Source organism: Bradyrhizobium sp. (genome assembly GCF_049512235.1).
Taxonomy (GTDB): domain Bacteria; phylum Pseudomonadota; class Alphaproteobacteria; order Rhizobiales; family Xanthobacteraceae; genus Bradyrhizobium.
Genome location: NZ_JBEKXH010000078.1, coordinates 1 through 19,230, shown reverse-complemented (window position 1 = coordinate 19,230; position 19,230 = coordinate 1). Strand labels below are relative to the sequence as shown.

General features: G+C 63.0%; 20 protein-coding genes and 1 pseudogene. 13 read left to right on the top strand and 8 right to left on the bottom strand.

The window, feature by feature from the left end; translation table 11 throughout:
- The 3 genes and pseudogenes from ABSG20_RS10105 to ABSG20_RS10095 form a co-directional block, all read left to right on the top strand.
- A pseudogene (locus tag ABSG20_RS10105) lies at positions 1-255 on the top strand (tryptophan tryptophylquinone biosynthesis enzyme MauG); the annotation flags it as partial.
- 30 nt (positions 256-285) lie between these two features.
- Complete coding sequence (locus ABSG20_RS10100) at positions 286-606, top strand: cupredoxin domain-containing protein (protein ID WP_423864358.1); 321 nt, start codon at positions 286-288, stop codon at positions 604-606.
- A 28-nt stretch (positions 607-634) separates the two neighbouring features.
- Entirely contained in the window at positions 635-2,767 is a 2,133-nt protein-coding gene (locus ABSG20_RS10095) for a putative bifunctional diguanylate cyclase/phosphodiesterase (protein WP_423864357.1), read from the top strand.
- 21 nt (positions 2,768-2,788) lie between these two features.
- Here the strand turns inward: ABSG20_RS10095 and ABSG20_RS10090 are convergent, their stop codons facing one another.
- Positions 2,789-3,889: a LacI family DNA-binding transcriptional regulator gene (locus ABSG20_RS10090; RefSeq protein WP_423864356.1), complete on the bottom strand. Its 1,101-nt coding sequence runs from the start codon at positions 3,887-3,889 to the stop codon at positions 2,789-2,791.
- 127 nt (positions 3,890-4,016) lie between these two features.
- Here ABSG20_RS10090 and ABSG20_RS10085 point away from each other — a divergent pair, with 127 nt between their 5' ends.
- Both ABSG20_RS10085 and ABSG20_RS10080 read left to right on the top strand, forming a co-directional pair.
- Positions 4,017-5,321: a M24 family metallopeptidase gene (locus ABSG20_RS10085; RefSeq protein WP_423864355.1), complete on the top strand. Its 1,305-nt coding sequence runs from the start codon at positions 4,017-4,019 to the stop codon at positions 5,319-5,321.
- Between the two features lie 10 nt (positions 5,322-5,331).
- On the top strand, positions 5,332-6,294 hold the full coding sequence (locus tag ABSG20_RS10080; protein ID WP_423864354.1) for an NAD(P)-dependent oxidoreductase: 963 nt from the start codon (positions 5,332-5,334) through the stop codon (positions 6,292-6,294).
- Between the two features lie 544 nt (positions 6,295-6,838).
- Here the strand turns inward: ABSG20_RS10080 and ABSG20_RS10075 are convergent.
- Both ABSG20_RS10075 and ABSG20_RS10070 read right to left on the bottom strand, forming a co-directional pair.
- The gene (locus tag ABSG20_RS10075; protein WP_423864353.1) at positions 6,839-7,852 is read right to left on the bottom strand and encodes an aldo/keto reductase; all 1,014 of its coding nucleotides are present in this window, start codon (positions 7,850-7,852) and stop codon (positions 6,839-6,841) included.
- Positions 7,853-8,013: 161 nt separating this feature from the next.
- Complete coding sequence (locus ABSG20_RS10070) at positions 8,014-8,436, bottom strand: PaaI family thioesterase (RefSeq protein ID WP_423864352.1); 423 nt, start codon at positions 8,434-8,436, stop codon at positions 8,014-8,016.
- A 207-nt stretch (positions 8,437-8,643) separates the two neighbouring features.
- Here ABSG20_RS10070 and ABSG20_RS10065 point away from each other — a divergent pair, with 207 nt between their 5' ends.
- Both ABSG20_RS10065 and ABSG20_RS10060 read left to right on the top strand, forming a co-directional pair.
- Complete coding sequence (locus ABSG20_RS10065) at positions 8,644-9,276, top strand: NUDIX hydrolase (RefSeq protein ID WP_423864351.1); 633 nt, start codon at positions 8,644-8,646, stop codon at positions 9,274-9,276.
- 64 nt (positions 9,277-9,340) lie between these two features.
- The gene (locus tag ABSG20_RS10060; protein ID WP_423864350.1) at positions 9,341-10,534 is read left to right on the top strand and encodes a hypothetical protein; all 1,194 of its coding nucleotides are present in this window, start codon (positions 9,341-9,343) and stop codon (positions 10,532-10,534) included.
- A gap of 4 nt (positions 10,535-10,538) precedes the next feature.
- On the opposite strand, the gene ABSG20_RS10055 is transcribed toward ABSG20_RS10060, so the two are convergent.
- Positions 10,539-10,850 carry a hypothetical protein gene (locus ABSG20_RS10055; RefSeq protein WP_423864360.1) on the bottom strand — a complete coding sequence of 104 codons (312 nt, stop codon included), beginning with the start codon at positions 10,848-10,850 and terminating at the stop codon, positions 10,539-10,541.
- A gap of 290 nt (positions 10,851-11,140) precedes the next feature.
- On the opposite strand from ABSG20_RS10055, the gene ABSG20_RS10050 reads away from it, so the two are divergent.
- Positions 11,141-11,620 carry a hypothetical protein gene (locus ABSG20_RS10050; RefSeq protein WP_423864349.1) on the top strand — a complete coding sequence of 160 codons (480 nt, stop codon included), beginning with the start codon at positions 11,141-11,143 and terminating at the stop codon, positions 11,618-11,620.
- Positions 11,621-11,714: 94 nt separating this feature from the next.
- On the opposite strand, the gene ABSG20_RS10045 is transcribed toward ABSG20_RS10050, so the two are convergent.
- The gene (locus tag ABSG20_RS10045; RefSeq protein WP_423864348.1) at positions 11,715-12,890 is read right to left on the bottom strand and encodes a YncE family protein; all 1,176 of its coding nucleotides are present in this window, start codon (positions 12,888-12,890) and stop codon (positions 11,715-11,717) included.
- Positions 12,891-13,099: 209 nt separating this feature from the next.
- Here ABSG20_RS10045 and ABSG20_RS10040 point away from each other — a divergent pair, with 209 nt between their 5' ends.
- Genes ABSG20_RS10040 through ABSG20_RS10030 form a run of 3 tightly spaced genes read left to right on the top strand, consistent with a single transcriptional unit; the run spans position 13,100 to position 16,103 of the window.
- A complete protein-coding gene (locus ABSG20_RS10040) occupies positions 13,100-13,903 on the top strand; it encodes an SDR family NAD(P)-dependent oxidoreductase (RefSeq protein WP_423864347.1) in 804 nt (267 codons plus the stop codon).
- Between the two features lie 13 nt (positions 13,904-13,916).
- Positions 13,917-15,827 (top strand): propionyl-CoA synthetase, encoded by a 1,911-nt coding sequence (locus ABSG20_RS10035; RefSeq protein ID WP_423864346.1) that lies wholly within the window; start codon positions 13,917-13,919, stop codon positions 15,825-15,827.
- Positions 15,828-15,833: 6 nt separating this feature from the next.
- Positions 15,834-16,103, top strand: coding sequence for a hypothetical protein (locus ABSG20_RS10030; protein WP_423864345.1), 270 nt, complete (start codon positions 15,834-15,836; stop codon positions 16,101-16,103).
- Between the two features lie 70 nt (positions 16,104-16,173).
- Here ABSG20_RS10030 and ABSG20_RS10025 read toward each other — a convergent pair whose 3' ends face one another.
- Complete coding sequence (locus tag ABSG20_RS10025) at positions 16,174-16,389, bottom strand: hypothetical protein (RefSeq protein WP_423864344.1); 216 nt, start codon at positions 16,387-16,389, stop codon at positions 16,174-16,176.
- A gap of 175 nt (positions 16,390-16,564) precedes the next feature.
- Positions 16,565-16,822, bottom strand: a complete 258-nt coding sequence (locus tag ABSG20_RS10020; protein ID WP_423864361.1) for a hypothetical protein — start codon at positions 16,820-16,822, stop codon at positions 16,565-16,567.
- Here ABSG20_RS10020 and ABSG20_RS10015 point away from each other — a divergent pair.
- A complete protein-coding gene (locus ABSG20_RS10015) occupies positions 16,734-17,267 on the top strand; it encodes a TetR-like C-terminal domain-containing protein (protein ID WP_423864359.1) in 534 nt (177 codons plus the stop codon). The two genes, ABSG20_RS10020 and ABSG20_RS10015, sit on opposite strands and share 89 nt — an antisense overlap.
- 39 nt (positions 17,268-17,306) lie before the next feature.
- On the opposite strand, the gene ABSG20_RS10010 is transcribed toward ABSG20_RS10015, so the two are convergent.
- On the bottom strand, positions 17,307-17,999 hold the full coding sequence (locus ABSG20_RS10010) for a DUF1013 domain-containing protein (RefSeq protein WP_423864343.1): 693 nt from the start codon (positions 17,997-17,999) through the stop codon (positions 17,307-17,309).
- Between the two features lie 211 nt (positions 18,000-18,210).
- On the opposite strand from ABSG20_RS10010, the gene ispH reads away from it, so the two are divergent.
- Complete coding sequence (gene ispH, locus ABSG20_RS10005) at positions 18,211-19,176, top strand: 4-hydroxy-3-methylbut-2-enyl diphosphate reductase (RefSeq protein WP_423864342.1); 966 nt, start codon at positions 18,211-18,213, stop codon at positions 19,174-19,176.
- The last annotated feature ends 54 nt before the right edge of the window (positions 19,177-19,230 follow it).

Here is a 19,230-nt window from a genome sequence, read left to right as displayed (position 1 = left end):
AAAATGGATCATGCGTTCAAGACGCCGGGACTTCGCGAGATATCGAGCCGCGGCCCATACATGCATGACGGCTCCATGCCAACGCTCGAGGACGTCATCGAGCACTATGACCGAGGAGGCGTCGACCGTCCAAGCCGTTCGGACCTGATCGTGCCTCTTGGTCTCTCGAAGCAAGACAAGCTCGATTTGGTCGCATTTCTCGAATCTCTATCCAGCAAACTGACGCCGACGACCATACCGGTATTTCCTCATTGAGCTTGACCGCTCGGACAGACAGGAAGCTTCATGCGTATCATTGTTGCCATCGTAGCCCTGGGATTGTTCGGGCCGACGGCCCTGGCATTGGCTGCAAATCATACAGTTCACCAAAAAGGCCGGATGTTCTCGTCCGACATCACCACGATCAGAAAGGGCCAGGTAGTTGTCTTCCTGAATGACGACACTGTGCCGCACAACGTATTCTCGGCGAGCATTGGCAACGAATTCGATCTCGGTTCGCAGCGTCCGGGCTTATCGACCGACGTAACGTTCTCCATAGCTGGTGAAGTTGTGATCATGTGCGCGATCCATCCCCGAATGAAGATGACCATAGTGGTTACGGAGTAGTGATCCGGCCGCCCCTGAAGGACTGCTGATGTCCATTCGATACAAGTTCTTTTTCGCGTTCAGCGTACTCGTCGCGCTGGCTTGCGCCCTGGCGCTTTACGGGTTCCGCGGGGTGTCCGAGTCAGGCGATCGCGTGGCCCGCCTGTTTGACGGGCCACTGATTGCGATCGAGCATGCCCGGTCCGCCCACGCCGCTTTCAACGAGGCTCGCGTGCTCATTCAAACAGGAGGCAGTAGCGACGCTCTCACGACGCCTTTGCAACCCCTTGGAATGCTGCTAGCGGGTATCGCCGATGACCTCAGCATCGTCGATGAGCGGGTCAAAAACACAAGCGTCGCATCGGCTCTGTTGCGGGCGAAGGCGCGAATTCACGACTGGTCCGAAGCCGAATTGAGCATACTCGATCCACCCTTGGCGGGTCTTACGGCGATCCCAGCGCCATTCGCGATCGAGCGGAAAAGCGACGACGCGGTTGCCGCGCTTGATGACCTGGTGGAGACAGTTGCAGCTTACGGGTTCGAATACCGCATTGCCGCCGGAAATGCCGTCGCCGCGTCGCGCCAGACAATGTTGGTGCTGTCGTTTGGGGCGGCCCTTGTCGGCTTGTTACTCGCGGTCTCATTCTCGTATTCGATGAGCAAGCCGATCCTTGAAGCATGGCGGTTTGCCGAAAGCATCGCGGCGGGGAATTTGACCAATCGAATAGAAATACGGCGACAGGACGAGCTTGGAGGTCTTCAGCATTCTCTCGTCGCCATGCAGAGCAGTCTGAAGCACCGCGAGGACGAGGATCAAGCTCTGATGGAGCGAGTCCTGTTCATGGCCCACCACGACCAGCTGACGGGTCTTAGCAACCGGTTGCAGTTCACCCACGCGCTGGAAGACGCGATCCTGCGCTTGGACGATCAGGCCGACGCGTTCTCGGTTCTTGTCCTGGATCTCAATAAGTTCAAGAACGTAAACGATACCCTTGGACATCCCGTCGGCGACGAACTCCTGAGGCAGGTAGCGGATCGGCTGAGAGTCTCCGTACGGGAATCTGACGTCGTCGCAAGACTGGGTGGCGACGAATTCGCCATCCTTCAATCCGCCGTTGGCAGCAAGCCACAGGACGCGGCAATTGCTTTGTCGCTTCGGATTCAGCAGCTGTTTTTGCAGCCGTTTGATCTCGGCGGCAACACGGTAAACATCGGCACGAGTATTGGTATCGCTCTCGCTCCCGCACACGGAGCGGTACCAAGCGATCTCCTGAGGAAGGCCGACCTGGCACTCTACGAAGCCAAATCCAGCGGTCATTGCTTCACGTTTTTTGCCGCCAGCATGCTGCAGGTGGTCGAAGCCCGCCGGATCATGGAGGCGGAACTTCGGCTGGCGCTCGCTCGAAATGAGATGGAACTGCACTACCAGCCTGTCGTGGACGCCAGAACTGGCCTTACCTGTGCGGTCGAAGCCCTGATCCGCTGGCGTCATCCCGTCAGAGGTCTTGTTCCTCCCGATCAATTCATTCCGTTGGCCGAGGAGACGGGGTTGATCGTTTCCATCGGAGAATGGGTTTTACAAAGGGCCTGCGCGGACGCCGCGCGATGGCCGGAAAACATAACGGTTGCCGTCAACGTGTCGGCGGTTCAGTTCAAAAGAGGCGATCTTTTCGATGTCATCCTGGATGCGTTGGTCAAATCCGGCCTCAAGTCAAGCCGGTTGGAGCTGGAAATCACGGAGACCGTCCTGTTGGAAAACGAACAGGAGTTTTTGACGACAATCCGTCGATTGAAGAATATCGGTATCACCATCGCGCTGGACGATTTCGGGACAGGTTACTCTTCACTCAGCTATCTCACGAAATTCCCGTTCGACAGGATCAAGATTGACCGCTCATTCACCCAGGGAATGGGGATTCGTTCAGACTGCGATGCAGTCATTTCATCGGTTCTCACTCTCGCGCGCGGACTCAGTATCAGTATCACAGCGGAGGGCGTCGAGACCGACGAGCAATTTGCTCTGCTGCGTAACGCAGGCGTCGACTTCCTTCAGGGATACCTCTTCGGTCGGCCTGTCCCTCTGGGCAAGCTGCAGTTCTCCATGACGCCTCGCGGCGGCAGCCCGGCCGGGCGGCTCCTTTCCGCTTCCGTCCACCCGCAGCTCAAGGCCTTGCACGGGTAAACTTAATTCGTCCGCGCCCGCCTACCCGCGATCATTTGCCATCGCCCCCCAATACTCTCTCGGCGGCGCCGTCGACCCCCGCAGGATCAGCTCAGGCCTCAGCACCACGCGCTGGCGGCGGCCGGCGGGGTAGGCGATCGCGTCGAGCAGCAGGCGGGCGGCCTGGTTGCCCATGCTGCGCTGGGCAATGCGCACGGTGGTCAAGGGCGGCGAAAGCATGTCGACATAGGGCATGTCGTTGTGGCCGACCACCGAGAGGTCGGCGGGGCAGCGCAGATCGCGCGCGCTGAGCGCGTCGTAGATGCCGAGCGCCAAAAGGTCGTTGGCGGCGACGATCGCGGTCGGCGCGCCCCGGCGATCGAGCAGGCGCAGCGCGGCCAGCCGTCCTTCCTCGCGCGTATAGGCGCGCGTGGTTTCCATCATGATGTTATGCGCCGGTAAGCCTGCGCGGGTAGCGGCGAGCTTGAAGCCGGCCCGGCGCAGCGCGCCGGTCGAGACATGCTGCGGCCCGGCGATATGGCCGATGCGGATGTGGCCGAGGCCAACCAGATGGTCGACCGCAAGCCGCATGCCCGCTTCATCGTCGGTGACGACCGCCGGCAGTTTTCGCCCCTTGTCGCTGCGGTTGACCAGCACCACCGGGATCGATGCCGCGAGGCAATGGCCGACCACGGGATCGTTCAAGGTCACCGTTGCGAGCACGAGGCCGTCGACGCCGCGCGCGATCAGTTTGTCGACCAGTTCCTGTTCCCGCGAGGGATCGGGTCCGACGTCGACGACGATCGTGGCATAGCCTTCGGCGCCAAGCGTCTCCGTCACCCCGCTGAGGATCGGCGGGAAGCCGGGGTCGGCGATATCGGGTGCCAGCACGCCGATCAGGCCGGAGCGCCCAGTGCGCAGGCCGGCGGCGGTCACATTCGGTTGATAGCCCAGTGTCGCCGCCGCGGTGCGGATACGCCTTGCCACATCGGCCGCGACCAGATGGCTCATCGCCGGGCTGAGCGCGCGCGACACCGTCGAGGGGTGCACGCCGCATTTTTCCGCGACATCCTTGATCGTTGGGCGGGATGAAGCCGCGGGTTTTGCCACCCGCAAGGTTGCAGTTCTGCCTTTGTGCACCATTCGCAGCCAGTTCCGTCCTCGCGCCAAGGTCCGGTCGGGCATGGCAGGCCCGCGCCGCCGTCCTTGACAGGCGCCTATAAAACCCATTATGCAATCGATTGCAAGCACCTCCAGCCGGTCATTCCCCATGAATGTTTCGAACGCGCTTTCGCCGCATCTGATCCGCCCCGAGCATCTCGATCCGCATTGGCGCTGGGATCGGGCGATACCCTCGCACGGCCATATGTCGGTCGATTTCGAACGCCGGATCGATTTCGACCGGCTGCGCCACTACCGGCTGGCGCGGGCGCGAGCGGCGCTGAAGGCCTCGCCATGCGGCGCGTTGCTGTTGTTCGACGTCAACAACATCCGTTACATCTCCGCCACCAAGATCGGCGAATGGGAGCGCGACAAGCTGTGCCGGTTTGCGCTGTTGGCCGGCGATGGCGAGCCGATCGTCTGGGACTTCGGCTCGGCCGCCGTGCATCACCGCATCAACTGCGACTGGCTGGTGCCGGAAAATTGCCGCGCCGGCATGCTCGGCATGCGCGGCACGGTGCCGCCGGCGGTCGGACTGATGAAAGCGCATGCCGAGGAAGTCATGAGCCTGCTGCGGGCGGCCGGCGTCGCCGACATGCCGGTCGGTGTCGATATCGCGGAGACCGCGATGTTTTTCGAACTGCAGAAGGCCGGCATCAAGGTCGTCGACGGCCAGCAAATCATGCTCGATGCCCGCGAGATCAAGAACATCGATGAGATCATGCTGCTCAACCAGGCCGCGGCCATGGTCGACGGCGTCTACCATTCGATCTACGAGGCGCTGAAACCCGGGGTGCGCGAGAACGACATCGTAGCCCTCGCCAACAAGATTCTCTACGAGATGGGTTCCGACGACGTCGAGGCGATCAACGCGATATCAGGCGAGCGCTGTAATCCGCATCCGCATAATTTCACCGACCGCATCTTGCGGCCGGGCGACCAGGCCTTCTTCGACATCCTGCAATCCTATCAGGGCTATCGCACCTGCTATTACCGCACCTTCAATATCGGGCGCGCGACGCCGGTGCAGCACGACGCCTACAAGCAATGCCGTGAATGGCTGGACAACGCGATCGCGCTGATAAAACCGGGGGTCGCGACCGACACCGTCGCCAAGGTGTGGCCGAAGGCGGAAGAGTTCGGCTTCCCGAGCGAGATGGCGGCGTTCGGGCTGCAGTTCGGCCATGGCCTGGGGCTCGCGCTGCACGAACGCCCGATCATCTCGCGGCTGGTGTCCTTGGAAAACCCGATGGAGATCAGGACCGGCATGGTGTTCGCGCTGGAAACCTATTGCCCGGCGAAGGACGGGTTTTCGGCGGCCCGTATCGAAGAGGAGGTCGTCGTCACTGACAGGGGGTGTCAGGTCATCACGCTGTTTCCGGCGGAAGAACTGCCGATCGCCAATCGCTATTGAGGAGACCAAAATGACAAAACATTCCCTCGGCTGGATCGGCATGGGACGCATGGGCTATCCGATGGCCGAGCGGTTGCTCGACGCCGGCAACTCCGTCGCGATCTGGAACCGGACCCGCGCCAAGGCCGAGCCACTGACCAAGAAGGGCGGGCGGATCGTGGATCAGCCGAGCGAACTTGCCGGCGCGGACATCGTGTTCACGATGGTGTCGACCGGTGGGGATCTCGAACAGGTCTATTTCGGCGACAACGGCCTCGTCGCCGGCACGTCCGGGTCACGCCCAAAAATCCTGGTCGACTGCTCCTCGATCGGGGTCGAACAGTCCGAAGCGATCCGCGCGCGGCTGAAGCAACTGGGTTGCGAATTCATCAGCTCCCCGGTTAGCGGCAACGGCAAGACCGTCAAAGCCGGCAAGCTCTCTTGCGTCGTGTCCGGCCCGAAGCCGGCCTTCGACCAGGTGCAGCCTTACCTTTCGACCATCGCCGCCTCCGGGGTCTCCTATGTCGGCGAGGGCGAACTGGCGCGCATCTGCAAGATCGCGCACAACGTCTTTCTCGGCGTCGTGATCCAGAATCTCGCCGAGATCACCATCCTGGCGCAAAAGGCCGGGGTGCCGCGCCACGCATTCCTCGATTTCATGAACGCCAGCGTGATGGGCTCGATATTCACCAAGTACAAGAGCAACGCGCTGGTCAATCTCGACTGGACCACGACCTTTACGCCAGCGCTGCTGCGCAAGGATCTCGATCTCGGCCTGAAGGCCGGGCGCGATCTCGACGTCGCCATGCCGGTGACGGCGGCGACGCGCGAGGCGCTGCAGAGCCATTTCGGCGCGGCGACGCTGAAGCCCGATCCGGCCGCTTATCTTGAGAGGGATTTCTCCGCGCTGCTGGAAACTGTCGCGCTGGCCGCCGGCTTGGAACTCTCGCCCGAGAACGTGCCGATGCCGACCGGGCTCGAGATCGAGGGCTGACTGGGCGCCATTTTCGCACGCGCTGCGGTGCGCGGAAGAGGCGTCGCAGGGCCTTGATCGCGGTCGGCCATCGAACAGGCGAGGGGGGTGCGAGACAAATCCCTGCTGCGGGTTGAATTTCCGCGTGCGCCTCTCAGCTCTATGGGTGGCAATCACAGGAGACTCCCATGCGCAAGACCGCCCTTATCGCAGCCATCGCCTTTATGATGCTACCATTGGCAGGGTTGGCGCAGCAGTCACCGGGAACGATTGGCAGCCCCCCGCCTGAGGAAGGTGCTGCCCTACCGTCTGCAACACCTGCGGCGCCGCCGCGCGACGTTGCTCCGCAGGCGGGCAGCCCCTTGCTTCCAGGCGGTGAAACCGGCCTGGACAAAGTTGGCAGTGACGGTGTTTCCACAGTAACGGTAAAGGCCGCCCCCTGCGGCACAGCCGCCAGGGAAACGGACGGCTTTACCACTTGCGTCGGGATTCCGGCGGAACCTGCGAGGAAGCGTTGAACAGACCTGAAATAGACCTTGGGGATGCAGAAGGCCGCGCCTTTCGCTCACCCCGCCGTCCGCGCTCGCCGGCCCTCGATCGGGTAGGCCGGGTCATTGAAACCGGGCGTCGAGGGATGGCCTGACGCGACGAGGCGATCGATCAGGGCTTCGTCGTCGGACGTGAAGCGATAATCCAGCGCGCGCAGGTAATCGTCCCATTGCGCTTCGGTGCGGGGACCCGCGATCACGGCAGAGACAAACGAAGAGTTCAGCACCCATGACACCGCGAACTGTCCCGCGGTGATGCCCCTGGTCTCGGCGTGGCGCTTGATCTGCTGCGCCAGCTGCAGCGATTCCGGGCGCCATTCGGTCTGCATCATCCTGACGTCGTTGCGCCCGGCGCGGGTGTCCTTGTCGGGCGCAGCGTCGGGTGCGTATTTGCCGGTCAGCACGCCGCGCGCCAGCGGGCTGTAGGGCACGATGCCAAGGCCGTAATAGAGGCAGGCGGGGAAATGCTCGACCTCGGGCATGCGGTTCATGGCGTTGTAATAGGGCTGGCTCGCGACCGGGCGATCGATCCCGAGACGGTCGCAGATGTTGCAGATCTCGGCGACCCGCCAGGCCCGGTAATTGGAGACGCCGAAATAGCGCACCTTGCCTTTTTGAATCAGCTCGCTTATCGCGCGCACGGTTTCCTGCAGCGGCGTCGCATGGTCTTCCTTGTGCAGGTAATAGATGTCGATGTAGTCGGTGCCGAGCCGCTTCAAGCTTTCGTCGGCGGCCTGTAATACCCAGCGTCGCGACAGCCCGCCGCGGTTGGGATCATCTCCCATCTGGTTGGCCAGTTTGGTCGCGAGCACCCAGCTGTTGCGGCTGTTGGAAATGGCGCGTCCGACCACCTGCTCGGAATTACCCTGCGAATAGGCATCCGCGGTATCGATGAAGTTGATGCCGGCCTCACGCGCTTTCGCAACGATCCGTGCCGACGTCGCCTCATCGGTCGGGCCGCCGAACATCATGGTGCCGAGACAGATCGGCGAGATTTTCAGGCCGCTGCGGCCGAGTTGACGATATTGCATGGCGTGGGTCCTCCGAGTTGGTGTCGTCTTTCCGGCGCGCGCAGCCAACCTCAGATGTGCAATTGCACATCGGGGCATCCAGATATTCCGGTTCGATGCCTGGCATCGACCGGGAATGACGGATCGCTCCCTCGCACTTCGCGGGGAAGAGGTCAAAGTGCTCATTCGCTCTTCAATATCTTGAACACACCATTGGCCATGGCGATACAGCGTTTTTCCACGGTTAATTCGGTACTCACAAAGATCAGGCTGCGGGTCGAGCGGACCACGCGCGGCTTCGAGATCAGGACCTCGCCGATCTTGCCGGCCTCGACGAAATGGGTATCCATCTGCACCGTCGCCAGCATCGGCCGGCCCGATACGAATCGCGCGGTCATTCCGCAGCTGCGGTCCGCAAATGTCATCAGCACCCCGCCCTGGACCAGGCCGCGGCGGTTGTGATGCTTGTCCTGCGCGACCAGCGCATATTCATGCTCGCCATTGACGACCCGCTGCCACAGCGGTCCGACCAGGTGGATGAAGCCCGTGGTCTCGACGATGGTCCAGCCGGAGGCTTTGAGTTTCTCCGCGGCCCTGTCGCTCATCCCTGTCTCCCCACGGTCGTCCCGGCGAACGCCCGACCCATAACCACCGGCGCCGATGACAGGCCTCCCCCACCGTGCCAAATCAGATGACACGGCGTACGGGTCCCGGCTCGCGCGCGAATGTTTTCCCGGGACGACGGGGTCGTCCCGGGACGACGGGGTCGTAAGTCATTTCATCAAGCGCCGAGGTATTGTAGTCAAGCGCCCATGGTCAGGCCATTTGACGATGCCACCAGGCGGAAAATCGCGGAGCGCTGCGCCGACTTTGTGCGACTGCCGGCGGCCGAGCCGCAGCCTGCGCTGAAGCGCGCCGCCGTCGCCATCGTTCTGGTGGCGGCCGACGAGGGCGCTGCTGCAACGGCCTTGCTGTTGACGCTGCGTGCGACAGGTTTGCGCGCCCACCGCGGTCAGTGGGCGCTGCCCGGTGGACGCTGCGACGATGGCGAAACCTCGGTTGGGGCGGCGCTGCGCGAGCTGCACGAGGAACTCGGGCTTGAACTGGGCGCAAGCGATGTCCTGGGCTTGCTCGACGATTACCCGACGCGCTCCGGCTATCTGATCACGCCGGTCGTGGTCTGGGCGACCGCGCGTGCCGTCATCTCGCCCAACCCGGAAGAGGTCGCCTCGGTGCATCGCATTGCGCTTGCCGACGTCGAACGGGACGGTGCCTTCGACTTCGTCGGTATTCCCGAGAGCGACCGCCGCGTCATCCGGTTTCGTCATTCAGGCGATTTCATTCACGCGCCGACGGCGGCATTGATCTATCAGTTCCGCGAAGTGCTTGATGGCCGCGACACCCGCGTTGCCGAGCTGGAACAGCCGGTATTTGCCTGGAAGTAGGCGTTTGCCGGCCGCGCCGTTTTCCGGGCTGACTTGCGCTGCTTGCGCTTGCTACAAGCAACCCATGTCTCATCAAGCGATTCGTCGTTGTGCCGGAACTCTCGCGCTTGCGCTGCTGATCGCGCCGCGGGCCTTGGCCGCGGACGCGGTTCAGGCCGCGACCACCGGCGCGATGGCCCAGATGGCCTCACCGCAAGCGATCGCGGAATATCGCCGCAAGCTCGGCGAATATCAGGAAGCCCGCGCTGCATTCGAAGCGGAAGCCGGCGCCTATTGGAGTTCCATTGCCGAAAAGCGGCGCGGCCGCAACGCCAAGCGGCGCGAACATTTGGCCATAGGGCTCGACGACTATGTACTGACGCAGCCACCGGTCTATGCCGGGCCGAAGCGGCCGGTAAATCCAGAGCCATCCCAGCCCGAGCAAGCTCCCTCCGGGCGTAAATATATTCCGCTGGTCGCCGATCTCCTGACGGCCGCCGCGGAACATTTCCAGTTTGTGCCGCAGCAGCCGGCCCACGACATCGAGTTCAAGCGCGTTTATGCCCGCGTCGCGCTGGCGGCGGGGCTGACGCGCGAGCAGGCGGTGCGGGTCTATTCGTTCGAGACCGGCGGCAACGGCAATCATGACATGCAATCGGGACTGGAATACGCGCGGCCGGGCGCGCGCGCGATCTCGACTGCGATCGGCTATAATCAGCTGCTCACCACCAACACCGTCGAATTGCTCGCCGAGCAGGGCCACGAATTCATCCGCGCGCTTTCGGAAAGGGCCGCGGGCTTGTCCGGCGCGCCCCTCAAGGCGATGGATCACAAGATCGCGGTGCTGAAGCGGATGGTGGCGCTGGCGCAATCGGTGCCGGACGAATGGTCGGCGCACGAGCGGCTCGGCGACACCCCGCAGGGCTGGGCCATGCACGCCATGGTGCTGGATATCGATGTCGGGCCGCTGCTGCAGACCCACAAGCTTCTGACCTCGGTGATCTTCGCGCGTGCCAAGGGCTATAACCGCCCGCTTACCGCTGCCGAACTGGAGATGATGAACCTGACCGGCGACGGCACCGGGCTCGACATGGTGACGATGCCGCAGGCGATGCGCGAGCAGGTCCCGACCTCGAATTTCTTCCAGCGCTCCGGCTACGAGCGCAATCCGGTGGCGATCCGCCATAACACGGTGGCAAAACTGCTTGAAGTCACCGACAGCCGGATGGACAGCAACGGCAATTTGCCCGGCGCCAAGGAACTCGCGGCAGCGTTCTAGCGCCTCAGCCCGGCCCGAACATGAACCTGCCGTCGCCTTCAAGGTACGGTCCGGTCCGCATATAGAGCTGTCCGTTCTGGCCGATGAAGAACAGCGTGCCCTTGGGCACCTTCTTGGCGCCCTTCAGCAACAGGCCCGCATTGTTGGTGCCCATCCTGTAGGAAAAGGTCTTGCCGTCCTTGTCGTAGCCATAGCCCATGTCCGGCGACAGCACCCATGGCGTCGGCGCGGCTTCCTGCGCAAATGCGGCGGTGGTGAGCGCGACAGGCGCCGCGGCCATTGCAAGCGCCGCGGCCACACCAAGCGCCGCGGCCATCACCGGCAAGCCTGCTGCCGTCAAAAGGGTTTTGGTCGAGAATCGCGTCATCCTGCAGTCTCCCTGCCATCGGTCGGAAAGAATTGGGTTGGAAAGAATTGGTCTTGCCTGGCGGCGCTGCCGCCCGCATTGAACAAATCACGAACGCTGTTGTCCCGTCAATACGACGCGTCGATTTGTAACAGCGCGCGATCCAAAGACTTTGTGATTTCCCGCATCCCTCTTCGCGACTATCTTCCGGTTTCAGTCTAGAAGCGGTGCTTACAAGAATATGCATGGGGATGATTCAGATGAGCCTTGTCATTAAAATTTGTTGCAGCGTCGCGCTGTCGTTGGTGGCGCTGGTTCCGGTTGCCCGGGCGGACGATTTCGCACTCAGCCACAACCAGAGAATTTCCTGCAGCCGGGGGCTGGCCGCTGGAAAGCTCAGCACCGCGACCTGCAAATCCTACGCCTACCTGTTCAACGTCAAGACTTCGGAATATTTCAGGTGCCAGGTCAGCCTGGCGCTCACCCGCGACAACAAGGAAGTGATCAGCGTTCAGACCGACGGCGGCTGCGCCAAGAAGCCCCGCATCTTCGATAGCGACTCCAAGTACGAATTCGACGCCACCGAGACCGAGCCGCCCAACACCAATTCATTCTTCGGCCCCGGGGGCTATGCGATATGGGCGGCCGACACGTCAGCGCAAAAAGTCCGCGGCTGCATCACCATCTCGTCCGGCCTCGGCTCCGACATTTCGAAATGCCTGGATATGACCTTTCAGTGACGTGCGGCAAACGCGCGGCCGCATCTGCGGCGGTCGGCATCACGCCGTGCATTCTGGCGCGGGCCCGTTGGCGTTGATCAACGGGCCCCGGCCCTCAGTGGCCCATCCGCGCCGAGGCCGGATGGCCCGGGACCTTGAAGCGCTTGCCGGTATCGGTAACTTCGGTGCCGTCAACCTTCAGGATCGAGAAATCCCCGTCCAGGAAGTTGCCGGCCAGAATGTACTTGCCGTCGGGCGTGAACATCACCGCCTCCGGCAAGCCGCCGACCTCGATATCCCCGGTCTTGGTCACCTTCTTGCCGTCGATCTTCAGGATCGAGAGGCTACCGTTCTTCTGGTAGAAGAAAGCCTTCTTCATATTGGAGCCGCGCAGGATGGCGGCGACCGCGAGATCGCCCTTCGGCGACATCGCAAGCCCCTCCGGCCCGTCACCGACCACGACGCGGTCGATGATGCGCGGCGGGTTGGCTTCGAGGTCGATCACGCTTGTAGTATCGACATTGCCGTCGGACGAGCCGGCGCCGCCATTGTCGGAGGTGAGCGCGATCCTGCCGTTCGGCGTCACCACGACATTGTAGGGCCACTGGCCGGTCGGCAGATCGAGCTTGCTGTAGGTCACCTTGTCACCGGCGACGTCGAGCACCGAGACCTTGTGCGCGGGGAACCGCACCGCCAGCGCCCGCTTGCCGTCCGGCGTGAACATGACATGGGCGACGCTGTCGGGCATCGCCACGGTATCGATCAGCTTGACGTCGGTGCCATTGATGGAGAGCACGCTGATCGAATTGTCGCCGCGGTTGGCGACCAGCGCCATCTTGCCGTCGGGGCTGATGTTCAGCCCGGACGGCTGCTTGCCGGCGGCGATCGTCGCCGCCAGCCTGGGCGGGCTGGCCTTGAGATCGATGACGTAGATCTTGTTGTCCGGCACCTGCTTCCAGGCGTCGCCGTCTTTGACGACATCGACCGAATCCGCTACCAGCGCCACCGAGCCGGAGGGGTCGATGTCGAGATTGACCGGCGGCCCGACGATCGAATTCTTCAGCGGAAGGCTGGCGGCGATTCTCGGACTTTCTGGATCGGCAAGATCGACGATCAGGACCTGGTCCTTGCCAGGTGGCGACAGGACCGTCTTTCCATCATCGTCCCAGGAGACTTTCTCGTCGATACCGACGATCATGAACGGTTTGGCATGAGCGAGATGGAGGCTGGAGCCGGCGAGCAGGATGACCGCTCCCAAGCATAATCCAGTGGTGCGATTGACAGGCATCATGGGTTCTCCCGGATAAGACCGGCCTCTGACGGGCCGGTTTCGCATCCTAGCGTAGGCGGGGAAGCGCGGGGTTGCCAGTGCCAAACGCGGCCCCGTTTCCGCAGCCCCGGTGTTGGCCGATGGGATGGGTTGGCCATACTCTTCGGATTTCGCAAGCGCAGTCATCCGAGCTACAGTCAGCTCAAGAATGCCAGATCGGGAGAAAGTCGATGGAACGGCTCAAGGGCAAGGCAGCATTGGTGGTCGGCGCCGGTTCGATCGGGCCCGGCTGGGGCAATGGCAACGCGACTGCGGTGACATTTGCACGCGAAGGCGCGCAGGTCTTTTGCGTCGATCGCAACGCTGCCGCCGCCGAGGAAACCGTCAAGATCATCACGTCCGAAGGCGGCGAGGCGATGGCTTTCACCGCCGACGTGTCCCGCGCCGCCGACGTCGAGGCGATGGTGGGCGCATGCCTCAGGGCCTATGGCCGCATCGACGTGCTCGATAACAATGTCGGCATTGCCGAAATGGGTGGGGTGGTCGAGGTGTCGGAGGCGGATTGGGATCGGGTTTTCGCGGTCAATCTCAAGAGCGCCTTCCTTGCCATGAAACACGTCATCCCGGTGATGGCGCGGCAGCGCGGCGGCTCGATCATCAATATCTCGTCGATCGCCTCGATCCGGCATACCGGCGTGTCCTATGTCACCTATGCCGCCACCAAGGCCGCGATCAACCAGATGACGCGCACCACGGCGGTTGAATTTGCGCGGCAGCATATCCGGGTCAATGCAATCTTGCCGGGCCTGATGAAAACGCCGATGGTCGAACATTCCGTAGGCCTGGCGGCGAGTTATGCCGAGGGTGACGTCGAGGCCATGTGGCGCGCGCGCGACGCGCAGGTGCCGATGGGGCACATGGGAGATGCCTGGGACGTCGCCAACGCGGCGCTGTTTCTCGCCTCCGACGAATCCAGATACGTCACAGGCATCGAGCTTGTGGTCGACGGCGGGATTACGCTGAAATTCAGCTAGCGGGAGCGACGTCATGAACATCCCTGACAACAGCCGGTATTACGAGGTCCACGCCCGCTCGCTCCGGGATCCCCGGGGGTTCTGGGGCGAGGCGGCGCGCGACATCGACTGGATCGAGCCCGCGAAGAAAATCTTCGACCCCGCCATGGGGCTGTATGGCCGCTGGTTCGCCGGCGCCGTCGTCAACACCTGTTACAACGCGCTCGACCGCCATGTCGCGGACGGACGCGCCGGGCAGCTGGCGCTGATCCACGACTCCCCGCTTTCGGGCCACGTCACCCGATTGACCTATGCCGAGATGCTGGACGAAGTGAAGACGCTCGCGGCCGTCATGGTTGATTTCGGCGTCGTCAAGGGCGATCGCGTCATTCTTTATATGCCGATGGTGCCGGAGGCGATGATCGCGATGCTGGCCTGCGCGCGGATCGGCGCGGTTCATTCGGTGGTGTTCGGCGGCTTCGCGGCGAAGGAACTGGCGACCCGGATCGAGGACGCCAGGCCGAAACTGATCTTTTCGGCGAGCTGCGGGCTCGAGCCCGGCCGCATCGTGCATTACAAGCCGCTGCTTGACGAGGCCGTCAGGCTTTCAAGCGTCAAGCCCGAAGCCTGCATCATCCTGCAGCGGCCGCAGCAGGCCTGCGACCTCGCGCTTGGCCGCGACCACGACTGGGCCGATTTGCGAGCCGCCGCCATGGCGGCGAAGAAGTCCGCCGCTTGCGTACCGGTCCTGGCCACCGATCCGCTCTACATCCTCTATACGTCCGGCACCACCGGCGTGCCCAAGGGCGTGGTGCGCGACAATGGCGGGCACCTGGTGGCGCTGAAATGGTCGATGTTCAATCTCTACGGCGTCAAGCCCGGCGAAGTCTGGTGGTGTGGTTCCGATATCGGCTGGGTGGTCGGCCATAGCTACATCATCTACGGGCCGCTGTTTCATGGCGCGACCTCGATCATGTATGAGGGCAAGCCGGTCGGCACGCCGGACGCGGGCGCGTTCTGGCGGGTGATAGCGGAGCACGGAGCGGTCGCGCTGTTCACCGCGCCGACCGCCTTCCGCGCCATCCGCAAGGAGGACCCCGACGGCACCTTCATCCGAAGGTACGACCTGTCGAAATTCCGCACGCTGTTTCTCGCCGGCGAGCGCGCCGATCCGCCGACGGTGGAATGGGCGGAAGCGCAATTGAAGGTGCCGGTGATCGATCACTGGTGGCAGACCGAAACCGGCTGGTGCATCGCCGGCAATCCGGTCGGCCTTGGCCTTTTGCCGGTCAAGCACGGCTCGCCGACGGTGCCGATGCCGGGCTATCAGGTCGACGTGGTCGACGAGTCGGCCAAGCCAGTGCCCGCCGATACCATGGGCTCGATCGTCATAAAGCTGCCGCTGCCGCCGGGCTGTCTGCCGACCTTGTGGGAGCAGGACGAGCGTTGCAGGGAAGCCTATTTCAACGAATTCCCCGGCTATTACAAAACCTCCGACGCCGGCTTCAAGGACAAGGACGGCTACGTTTTCGTCATGGGGCGCACCGACGATATCATCAACGTCGCTGGGCACCGGCTTTCCACCGGCGGCATGGAAGAGATTCTCGCCGGCCATCCCGACGTCGCCGAATGCGCGGTGCTCGGCATCAAGGACGCCATCAAGGGCGAGGTGCCCTGCGGCTTCCTGGTGCTGAAGGCAGGCGTTATCAGAAGCCCTGCCGAGATCGAAAAGGAGATCGTGGCGCTGGTGCGCGAAAAGCTCGGCCCGGTAGCGGCGTTCAAACTCGCGATCACCGTGGGCCGGCTGCCGAAGACCCGCTCCGGCAAGATCCTGCGCGGCACCATAAAGAAGATCGCCGATGGCGATCAATGGGCGATGCCCGCCACCATCGAGGACCCCAAGGCGCTGGACGAAATCGGCGACGCGCTGAAGGGAAGGGTGTGAGAGGCGATGCGATTGAAGACCTCAACTCATTTCCTTGCGCTCACGCTCGTCGCACCGCTACTGGCAGGCTGCCTCGAGCGGGGACAGCCAACCATGGCTGACACCAGCGGCGACGATGACGCGTTCTGCCGCGCCAACAACGTCGCGGTCGGCTCGCCGGAATATGTCGCCTGCCGCAAGGATCGCGACGTTCAACGCAGCAACGCCAACGCGCGCATCGACCGTCGGCAGCGCGACCTCGGCGAATACATGCTGAACCATCCGGACCACCCCTGAACTCAACGAGGCCTGCCATGAACGAAGACGTCTTCAACGCCAGCCTGCGCAGGTTTCTCCGGAATAAGGTCTAACTCGCCACGCTGCCGAGTTTGGCGCCGATTGCGACGATCAGCATGACGCCGCCGGCATAGGCGAGATATTCCGGATGATGGCAGAACATCTGCGAGGTCGAGCAGACGTCGCCGGCCCAGGAAGTCCCGACCGAAATCTGCTCGGCGGCCTGCTTGAAGAGCAGCGCGGCCCCACCCAGCAACAGCGCCATCAGAAAGAAGAGGTCAGTCATCGCGATACCGTTCCACCTGTTTCGTCAATGGTATTATAGGCCTCTTTACGAAAAGTTAATGCTTCAGTCGGTCACGGACCGGTCAGGGGGGTTGCTCGCGCCCTTCGAGCAGGATGCTCCGACCTTCATCGCCCGCGGCCGGATCGGCGCATCGCGCCGCCCGAACTGGAGAGGGCTATTGGACGGTCATGTGCTCCACGGAGGTGCCGGAGGGCGGCGCCGGATCGATATCGTCGCAGTAAGCCCTTTCCTGCAAGGGCTCGCCCAGCTTCCTTGCGAGCATGGTCGCCCCGACATAGTCGGTCTTGCCGGATCCCAACAGCGGCACCGCGTCGACCACACGGATATCTGCCGGCACCGCGAGATCATGGGCGCCGATTGCTTTCGCATGCTTCTGGAGCGCCTCGCGGCTTGCGTCCCTCCTCGAGGTCAACCGAGACACTTTCCGGGCGCTCGGGGCGTCACTTTCCGAAGCCGAGGTCGAGGACCCGGTCGAGCACCTGCACCGGCTGGCCGACCGCTACCTGGATTTCGCCACGGAACACGCGAATTTGCTGCGGGCGCTGTTCGAGCACCGGATGGAAGACGACCGGCCGTATCCCGACGACCTGCTGGACATGGAGGTCGCCACATTCGCCCTGGTGCACAAGCCGCTGCTCAAGCTTTTGCCCGAATATCCAGCCGGACAGGTCGGCATGCTGGCGCGGACCCTGTTCTCCGCGGTGCATGGCATCATCTCGCTCGGCATCGAGGACCGGCTCGTTGCCGTGCCACCACAGAGCCTGAGGTTGCAGCTGTCGCTCTTTGTCGACACCTATCTTGCGGGCCTGGAAGCCTATGTTCCGGAGCCGCCATCCGATCTCCGGCCGGAACGCTAGAGCAGGCTGGGACTTTCGCGGCCAGCGACGTCCGTCGGCCTATTCCAGGTCCGGCTTCTTGCCGCCGATGGTCTTCAGCTTGGCGAAAACGGCATCGACGTTGAGGTCGTCGCGTTGCTTCTCGCCAGGCTCGAATTCCGGCTCTTTGCGGGTGGTTTCGGAGGCCGGCAGCAGGGTGGCGCCCCCATAGGCGGCATCGATCGGCTTCTCCTTGGCGGCGCGCTGCACCTCGAAGTCGAGTTCGATCTGGGAGCACAGGCCCAGCGTTACCGGGTCCATCGGAGTCAGGGTCGAGGCGTTCCAGTGGGTGCGGTCGCGCACGCTGGCGATGGTGGTCTTGGTGGTGCCGACCAGCCGCATGATCTGCGCATCCTTCAATTCGGGGTGGTTACGAACCAGCCACAGGATCGCGCTCGGGCGCTCATGACGGCGCGATACCGGGGTGTAGCGCGGGCCCTTCTTCTTGGCAGCAGGCGGCAGCGTCACCTTGCTCTCGCCGAGCTTGAGGCGATAGTTCGGGTCCTTTTCGCCCTTTTCGATCTCATCGCGGCTGAGCTGGCCGGTCGAAATCGGATCCATGCCCTTGATGCCCTGGGCGGCGTCGCCGTCGGCGATGGCGCGGACCTCAAGCGGATGCATTTTGGTGAAATCCGCCACCTGATCGAAGGTCAGCGCGGTGTTGTCGACAAGCCACACGGCAGTTGCCTTCGGCATCAGCGGTGCATTGCTCATGGCAAATCTCCTTGCACTTCGCCCACCTCTTTAGGAGGCGAAGCCGTCTGGTCATCATGACGGGAATTAAACCCTATATAAGCCGTCCGGGCGTCACCGCGCAATGGTTAGCTAAACGGCCTTGACAGGGCCCGAAAGCAGTCCCAAGTCCCTATGCAAATCGACCGTTCCCGCCCGTCGGCGAGGGTGATTAGGTTATGAGATCGTTTTCATGCAGGCCAAACCACCCCTGAAAATCGTACTTTGCTCGCCGCGGGGCTTCTGCGCCGGCGTGGTGCGGGCGATCGACACCGTGGAACGGGCGCTCGCCATCTATGGCGCCCCGGTCTATGTGCGCCACGAAATCGTCCATAACCGCTATGTGGTCGACAGCCTGCGGACCAAAGGCGCGATTTTCGTCGAGGAACTGGCCGAAATCCCCGACAATACCAACGCCCCGGTGGTGTTTTCGGCCCACGGGGTGCCCAAATCAGTGCCGGCGGACGCCCGCGCCCGCAATTTCTTCTCGCTGGATGCGACCTGCCCCCTGGTCACCAAGGTGCACCGCGAGGCGGCGATCCATTTCAAGCGCGGCCGCGAGATCCTGCTGATCGGGCATTCCCATCATCCGGAGGTGGTCGGCACGCTCGGTCAATTGCCGCCGGGCGCGGTGACGCTGATCGAGACCGCGCACGATGCCGCGACCTTCACGCCGAAGGACCCCGACAACCTCGCTTTTGTGACGCAGACCACGCTGTCGATCGACGACACCGCCGAAATCGTCGCCATGCTCAAGGAACGGTTTCCGAACATCTCCGGTCCGCACAAGGAAGACATCTGCTACGCCACCACCAACCGCCAGCTCGCGGTGAAGAAGGTGGCGCCGGTGGTCGATGCCCTGATCGTGGTCGGGGCGCCGAACTCGTCGTATTCGCAGCGGCTGCGCGAAGTCGCCGAGCGCGAGGGCTGCCCGATCGCGGTTTTGGCGCAACGCGCCAGCGATATCGACTGGTCGCGATTCAGCGGTCTCAAGAGCCTCGGCATCACCGCGGGCGCCTCGGCGCCGGAAGTGATCGTCGAGGAGATCATGGGCGCGTTCGCCGAGCGTTACGAACTGCATGTGGAGACGGTCTCGGCCGCGGAAGAGAACGAGTTCTTTCCGTTGCCGCGTTCGCTGCGGCCCGACGCAGCGGAATAGTCGCGATGGCGGTTTATACCGACGTCGCCGCCGACGAACTTGCGGAATTCCTGG

Coding starts and splice junctions, on each gene's coding strand:
- ABSG20_RS10100 (WP_423864358.1), top strand. CDS start 286: ATGCGTATCATTGTTGCCATCGTAGCCCTGGGATTGTTCGGGCCGACG.
- ABSG20_RS10095 (WP_423864357.1), top strand. CDS start 635: ATGTCCATTCGATACAAGTTCTTTTTCGCGTTCAGCGTACTCGTCGCG.
- ABSG20_RS10090 (WP_423864356.1), bottom strand. CDS start 3,889: ATGGTGCACAAAGGCAGAACTGCAACCTTGCGGGTGGCAAAACCCGCG.
- ABSG20_RS10085 (WP_423864355.1), top strand. CDS start 4,017: ATGAATGTTTCGAACGCGCTTTCGCCGCATCTGATCCGCCCCGAGCAT.
- ABSG20_RS10080 (WP_423864354.1), top strand. CDS start 5,332: ATGACAAAACATTCCCTCGGCTGGATCGGCATGGGACGCATGGGCTAT.
- ABSG20_RS10075 (WP_423864353.1), bottom strand. CDS start 7,852: ATGCAATATCGTCAACTCGGCCGCAGCGGCCTGAAAATCTCGCCGATC.
- ABSG20_RS10070 (WP_423864352.1), bottom strand. CDS start 8,436: ATGAGCGACAGGGCCGCGGAGAAACTCAAAGCCTCCGGCTGGACCATC.
- ABSG20_RS10065 (WP_423864351.1), top strand. CDS start 8,644: ATGGTCAGGCCATTTGACGATGCCACCAGGCGGAAAATCGCGGAGCGC.
- ABSG20_RS10060 (WP_423864350.1), top strand. CDS start 9,341: ATGTCTCATCAAGCGATTCGTCGTTGTGCCGGAACTCTCGCGCTTGCG.
- ABSG20_RS10055 (WP_423864360.1), bottom strand. CDS start 10,850: ATGGCCGCGGCGCTTGGTGTGGCCGCGGCGCTTGCAATGGCCGCGGCG.
- ABSG20_RS10050 (WP_423864349.1), top strand. CDS start 11,141: ATGAGCCTTGTCATTAAAATTTGTTGCAGCGTCGCGCTGTCGTTGGTG.
- ABSG20_RS10045 (WP_423864348.1), bottom strand. CDS start 12,890: ATGATGCCTGTCAATCGCACCACTGGATTATGCTTGGGAGCGGTCATC.
- ABSG20_RS10040 (WP_423864347.1), top strand. CDS start 13,100: ATGGAACGGCTCAAGGGCAAGGCAGCATTGGTGGTCGGCGCCGGTTCG.
- ABSG20_RS10035 (WP_423864346.1), top strand. CDS start 13,917: ATGAACATCCCTGACAACAGCCGGTATTACGAGGTCCACGCCCGCTCG.
- ABSG20_RS10030 (WP_423864345.1), top strand. CDS start 15,834: ATGCGATTGAAGACCTCAACTCATTTCCTTGCGCTCACGCTCGTCGCA.
- ABSG20_RS10025 (WP_423864344.1), bottom strand. CDS start 16,389: ATGACTGACCTCTTCTTTCTGATGGCGCTGTTGCTGGGTGGGGCCGCG.
- ABSG20_RS10010 (WP_423864343.1), bottom strand. CDS start 17,999: ATGAGCAATGCACCGCTGATGCCGAAGGCAACTGCCGTGTGGCTTGTC.
- ispH (WP_423864342.1), top strand. CDS start 18,211: ATGCAGGCCAAACCACCCCTGAAAATCGTACTTTGCTCGCCGCGGGGC.